The organism is Paenibacillus sp. GCM10023250 (genome assembly GCF_042653205.1).
GTDB lineage: Bacteria > Bacillota > Bacilli > Paenibacillales > Paenibacillaceae > Paenibacillus_Z.
In genome coordinates this window covers 67529-74009 of sequence record NZ_JBHSHY010000019.1, presented here as the reverse complement: position 1 = coordinate 74009, position 6481 = coordinate 67529, and the positions used below count along the sequence as shown (strand labels likewise).

The 6481-nt window shown below is 64.1% G+C and carries 4 protein-coding genes; all 4 read right to left on the bottom strand.

The window, feature by feature from the left end:
• Positions 1–816: 816 nt before the first annotated feature.
• The 4 genes from ACFPB1_RS16075 to ACFPB1_RS16060 all read right to left on the bottom strand — a co-directional run bounded on the left by ACFPB1_RS16075 (position 817) and on the right by ACFPB1_RS16060 (position 6481).
• Positions 817–2061 (bottom strand): ABC transporter permease, encoded by a 1245-nt coding sequence (locus ACFPB1_RS16075; protein ID WP_379227063.1) that lies wholly within the window; start codon positions 2059–2061, stop codon positions 817–819.
• Positions 2045–2821 (bottom strand): ABC transporter ATP-binding protein, encoded by a 777-nt coding sequence (locus ACFPB1_RS16070; RefSeq protein WP_379227114.1) that lies wholly within the window; start codon positions 2819–2821, stop codon positions 2045–2047. Before ACFPB1_RS16070 ends, ACFPB1_RS16075 begins: the two co-directional genes overlap by 17 nt.
• Before the next feature lie 319 nt (positions 2822–3140).
• Positions 3141–4352 (bottom strand): S-layer homology domain-containing protein, encoded by a 1212-nt coding sequence (locus tag ACFPB1_RS16065; protein ID WP_379227061.1) that lies wholly within the window; start codon positions 4350–4352, stop codon positions 3141–3143.
• 164 nt (positions 4353–4516) lie between these two features.
• Positions 4517–6481: a hypothetical protein gene (locus ACFPB1_RS16060; RefSeq protein WP_379227059.1), complete on the bottom strand. Its 1965-nt coding sequence runs from the start codon at positions 6479–6481 to the stop codon at positions 4517–4519.

Genomic DNA, 6481 nt, shown 5'->3' with positions numbered 1-6481 from the left:
CGCCCGCGCAGGTTTTGAGGCCGGGAGCGACTTTGGTGCGCAGCACCACGGGAGCGCCCGGCCCAAAACCGGAGCTTCGCGCTTCGGAGGATCGGCCCTCAAATTCGCCCGCGCAGGTTTTGAGGCCAGGAGCGAATTTGGTGCGCAGCACCACGGGAGCGCCCGGCCCAAAACCGGAGCTTCGCGCTTCGGAGGATCGGCCCTCACATTTCGCCTGCGCAGGTTTTGAGGCCGGGAGCGACTTTGGTGCGCAGCACCACGGGAGCGCCCGGTCCAAAACCGGAGCCGCACGCTTCGGAGGGTCGGCCCTCACATTTCGCCCGCGCAGGTTTTGAGGCCGGGAGCGACTTTGGTGCGCAGCACCACGGGATCGCCCGGCCCAAAACCGGAGCTTCGCGCTTCGGAGGATCGACCCTCAAATTCCGCCCGCGCAGGTTTTGAGGCCGGGAGCGACTTTGGTGCGCAGCACCACGGGAGCGCCCGGTCCAAAACCGGAGCCGCACGCTTCGGAGGGTCGACCCTCAAATTCGCCCGCGCAGGTTTTGAGGCCGGGAGCGACTTTGGTGCGCAGCACCACGGGAGCGCCCGGCCCAAAACCGGAGCTTCGCGCTTCGGAGGATCGGCCCTCACATTCCGCCCGCGCAGGTTTTGAGGCCGGGAGCGACTTTGGTGCGCAGCACCACGGGAGCGCCCGGCCCAAAACCGGAGCCGCACGCTTCGGAGGGTCGGCCCTCACATTTCGCCCGCGCAGGTTTTGAGGCCGGGAGCGACTTTGGTGCGCAGCACCACGGGAGCTCACGCGCAAACACCGGAGCCTTAGTCGTCGTCCGGATCGAACGTCAGCAGCTTCCGGATCCGCCGCGGGCGCAGCGCGAGCACGTAGACGAGCGCCACCGCCAGCGCGGCGAGCGCCGGCGCGAGGCCGTCCTGTCCCGGCAGCAGGATGCCGTGCGGCAGCCAGATGAGCACGGCGCAGATCAGCGACGCGACGCGGTCGACGCGCAGCACGGCGTTGTGCCGCGTCCGGTCCGGCAGCGGATAGACGAGCCGCCAGACGGAATGCCTGTGCGACTGCGCCAGCGAGCCGAGCTGAATACCGCTCAGCCAGACGAACAGCAGGCAGACCGCGGCCGAGCCCCAGCCCTGCCACAGGCCCGCGTACGCCGACAGCGTCCCGGACACCATGCCGAGGCCCGTCAGGCGCAGAATGATGCCGCCGAGCTCCGTCCGGGCGAGCGTATGCGCGTACAGATAGGTGAAGGCGTGGCTCTGGCCGTAAGGGACGAAGCGCGCCAGCCAGGACGCGTAGCGGCGCGGGCGCACGGCGGCGGATTCCGTCGGCACGTCGGCGAACGCGCTGAAGAAGGCCATGTACCGGCGCCGGGTCGTCTGCTCCTCGGCGATCAGCGTGAGCCATGGCACCGGGTAGCACGACAGACGCGCGTAAAGCAGCGCGAACAGCCCGCCGACGACGACGAGATAGACTGCCGTCTTCCACAGCTCCGTCTGCAGCAGCGCGCCGGCGGCCACCGCCGTCGCGGCCCAGCGGAGCACGCGGATCGTGCGCCGCGCGCCGAGACTGACCAGCTGCCGCTCGCGCCAGGCCGCGGCGCTGTTCATCAGCTTGAGCAACAGCGCGAAGAGGCCGATCACGAGCGCCGGCGTCGTCGCGGGACCGGCGAGATAAAGCGGCATGTAAACCGCGCAGACGAGCAGCACCGCGGCGAAGCAGGCCAGCCCGTTATAGCGGAACGACCGGCGGAGGTACGCGCCCATCTCCGCTTCGCGCGGGACGAGGAACACGATGTCCGCCTCGCGCAGCCATGTGCGCAGCGGGCTCCAGCACAGCACCGGCGTCAGGACGATCACCCCGACCAGGGTGAACGGGAAATTCGCCGGCATGTTCCGCAGCAGCAGCGCATACCCGGCCAAGCCGGCGAGCAGCAGCATGATGACCACGCCGGGCAGGCCGCTCTGCGTCATGTCGCGGAAATAGGGGATGCTTTCGCGCCAGAACGCGCCCGCCCGCCGCCGCCACAGCGCCTCAACGGACCGATCCATCGGATCCCCCGTCCGTCACGAGCCGGTAGAACGCGTCCTCCAGCGAACCGGCACCGGCGCTCCGCGCCATGCCGGCCGCCTCGCAGACGTCCGCCAGCGTCCCCTGCGCGACGACGACGCCGTGATGCAGCACGATGAAGCGGCTGCAGTACGACTCTACCGTGGACAAGATATGCGAGCTCATGAACACCGACGAGCCTTCCTTCGTGACCTCTACGAGCTTATCGAGCAGCGAACGGATCCCGAGCGGATCGAGCCCGAGAAACGGCTCGTCGATGACGTACAGCGCCGGGCGCGCCAGCAGCGCGTTCATGATCATGACCTTCTGCCGCATCCCCTTCGACAGATGGGACGCGAACGCGCCCCGCTTCGGCCGCATGTAAAATTCGTCCAGCAGGCTCTCAGTCCGCTTCGCGTACTGCGCTTCGTCGACATCGTAAGCCATGCCGGTGAGACGCAAGTGCTCCTCCACCGTCAGCTCGTCGAACAGGAGCGGCGATTCCGGCACGTAAGCCAGCGCCTGCCGGTACTGCTCCGGCTGCTCCGCGAGCGTATGCCCGCCGATGCGGATCTCGCCTTGATGCGGCTGCATCAGCCCGAGAATATGCTTGATCGCCGTGCTCTTGCCGGCGCCGTTCAGCCCGATCAGCCCGACCATCTCGCCCTCGGCGACCTCGAAATTCAAATCGTGCAGCACAGGCCGGCGGGGACTGTAGCCCCCAGTCAGCCCTTTGACCTCCAATACGGGTTTCATCGCGATCACCTCTTCGTTCTACCCTGAATACTACCAAATTTTCGAAGAAATGAAAAACGAACGCACGGCCCGCGGACCGCCGCCGCCCGCCGTTTCCGCCGGTCCGGCCATGAAAAAGACCGGACGGAATCGAACCCGGCCGGTCAGTATCGGCGCCGCTAGAGAGCGCGCGGCGCGCCTTTGAAGGAGAGAACGAACGCAGGCATCGGACGCCGCGGTTCCGTGTAGAAGTGCCGCCGCCGCGGCATGCAAGCACAGGCAATCCGGAAGCGGAACGAACGCTTCCGCCGCGAAACGCCGGGCCGCCGGTAACCGCTATTGTCGCTTACACCACTTTAATGGTGACGACGACGCCGTTCAGCAGCGTCAGCTCGACACCGTGGCCGTACTCGAGCAGCGCCGCGTTGCCGACCACGGTCACGTCCGGCGCGACGTTCAGCACCAGCGCCTGCGTGCCGTTCGTCACGTCTTTCGTAATCGAGATCGTGGCGATTTTGCCCTGCGCGTTCAGCGACAGCGAGTTGAACCTGCCGTTCAGCGTGATAACTGCCGGCTGGTCGGCCGCCGATTTCGTCACTTCGATGAAGACGACTTTGTTTTGGTACGTGCGCACCAGCACCTCGTCGCCCGCCTTCAGCGCGGACACCGACGACTTCACGTTGTCGCGGAAGACGAATACGTTCGGATCGAGCGCCAGCGCCACTTCGCTGTTGTCGGCCTTCACGACCGTGATGGCGCCGTTCGAAGCGGCCGCCTTCAGCTTGCCGGTAATGGCCGCCGCGTCGTGATCCGGCAACTGCGTGTCCGTGCGGTCAAGCAGCGCGGCCAGCTCGGCGCGGGTCACCGGTTGGTTCGGGCGGAACGTGTTGTCCTGGTAGCCGGTAATGAGGTTCTTCTCGATCGCGACTTGCACGTAGCCGACGGAGCCGGCCGGGATTTTGCCCGCGTCGCGGAAGTTCAGCTGCGAATTGCTCTTCGCCTTCGCTTCGGCTTCCAGGCCGAGCGCCTTCACGAGCAGCGTCGCCGCGAACAGGCGCGTCGCCGGCTTGTCCGCCTGGATCTGATCCTCGGTCTCGGAGAACAGGTCCTTCTCCAGCGCCACGGCGACGTAGCCGACCGCCCACGGATATTTCTTCTTCAGCTGATCCGCGTCCTTGAAGTTCAGCTTCGTGCTCATTTCGGCCGCGGATTCCGCTTGATTCTTCAGGCCCATCAGGCGGACCGCCGCCACGATGGACTCGATGCGCGTAATCTTTTGCTGCGGCTTGAACGTGCCGTCCTCGTAGCCGTTGAACACGCCTTTCGAAGCGAGGCGCACGATATATTCAAGCGCCCATTTGAGCTGGTCTTCGTCCTTGAAGTGGAGATTGATCCCCGGGCTCTTGCCCTTATCGTCATGCTTGCCGTTATCGTGCTGGCCCTTCTGGTTGTCGTTTCCGTGTCCTTTGCCGTCGGCGAACGCGCTGCCCGCGCCCCCTGCCAAGGTCAGCAAAGCCATCGAAGTCACTGCCGCTTTCTTCAACATGGCGTTTTTCATGATGCTGCCACTCTCCTCACGATTGCGGTCCGAGCCGCTTGGTTAACGTTCGCTCATAGCGTTCGCGAGGCTGTAAGGGCTTTCGGGGGGTAACGGGCGAAAAAATGTCGGATCGGGCTAAGCGCGCTGGCGTCCGCGGAACCAGCCGGCCGAAGCGGCGGCGGCTAATTCAGCTTCTTCAGGAATTTCTCGCGCAGGTTGTAGTACTTCATCCACGCGTCCTTCTGCTTGCTCAGGCCGTCCGCGATATCGCTGCCCGACAGCACGTCCTCGTACGTCTTGTAGTTGGCGTCGAACTTGCCGACCTGACCCGTGATCGCCTTCACGATCAGGTTGTCCAGCTCGTCGTTGTGCGGCGCGATCATGTTGTTGTTTACGTCGTTGCTCACCTGGTCGTACTCGGCTTTCGCCTGCTGCGTGGCGTCGTCGACCGGCAGCTCGGCGAAGAGCGACATGCGCTTCAGGTTATGCTGCTGCCAAGCCTGGTTCACCAGCGTGTACTGGTCGTAATTGCTCTCGCTGAACGGGTAGACGACGGACGGGCTGTATACGTAGCCCATCTCACCTGCCATCGCAAGACCGTACACCTCCGGATTCGTCATCGTGCCGTCCTGGCCCTGGATGCCGTAATACCAGCCGTCGCCCGTCTCGTCCTGCTTGCCGAGCAGCTTGTACTCCTCGACCTTCTTGTATTCCGGCTTGAAGCGGCGGTCCATGCCGTCCCCCGTATACATGTCGGGCGTGCCCCACTCGCGCAGCGATGCCGCTTCCAGCGAGTAGTTCCAGTCGATCCAGTTCAAAATTTGCGGAATTTGGTCTTCGGTGACCTTCTTCGGATTGATGACCTTGGAATTCCATCTGGTCGTGAGCGGGAAGTACTGGTTCGCCGCGTCCTGGTAGCCAGGATCGAGCTCGTTCGCAAAGATCGGGTAATAGCGCCAGTTGTAGGTCCCGCCCGCCTTCTTGACCTTGTCCTGGTTGGCGGCGATCGGCGCCCACATGTTAACGACGGCATACTCGCCGTTGATGATTTTCGCGTCGCGCTGCTCGTTCTTCTGAATGTAAAATTCCTTGCCGAACAGCCCTTCGTTAAAGCTCTTGTTCATGAACGCGATGTAGTTCTTCCACTCCGGCGTCAGCTCGTAGTCCGCGAACAGGTTCTTAGACTCGTTGATCACGAGCGGATACGAATTGCTGAGGCTGAGTCCCGTCGCGGAAAACAGCGACCAGTAGAGCGCGCCTCTGGAGTTCTCCAATTGGAGATGCCCCGGCGTGATCGGATGGCCGTTCTCCGTCAGATTCAGGTCCTTGACCTTCGTCAAGTAATCGTGCAGGTCGTCGAGGTTGCGGATCGGAATGTCCATGATCTGCTCCAGCGACAGCTGGCCCTTGTTCGCGACCGCGAGCTTCTTCAGCTCGTCCGCGCTCATGGCGTCCGGATAGATCTTCTTCAAAATATCGTCGCGGAACCAGACGCCGTAGCCGCCGTTGCCGAGGCGCGCCTCCCCGTACGGGGAGTTGCGGTATTCGTCCTTCAGGAGCGGGCTCGGCAGCGAGGGAATCGCCCACAGCTTGCCGTCGGTCGGATCGACGCTCGCTTTGTACCACTGCTCCATCGTGACGCCGAGATCGGCGAGCCGCTCCGCGGTCAGCGGCATGTACGCCTTCAGCTCGTCCAGCGTAATTTCGCGCGCCATGCCGGCTTTCTTGAGCATTTCCATGTTGGCGGGATCGTCGGCGATGCCGTTCTGGTTCGCGATGACCGCCGGTACCGTGTTGGCGAGAATTTGCATTTGCAGCCAGCTCTTATAGTCCGTGTTGGCCGGAATTTCGACGAAGTCGGGAATGACCTTCGTCTTCTCGCGCCAGATCGGCGTCAGGCGGTCTTCGACCGGCTTGCGCGGATTGGTTGGCAGCTGGCTCAGCACCTCCAGGTGCATCTCCTTGAAGCTCGACGGATCGACCGGCGCCGGCGCGTTCCCCGTGCCCTTGTTCGTCTCGGATGCCGTCCCCTTGTTCGCGTCGGACGCCGTGCCGGCCGGCTCGTTCGTTCCGCCGTTCGATCCGCTGCAGCCGGCGAGCGCGGCCGACAGCGCGACCGTCATTAGAAGCGCGATTCCCTTTCTCAT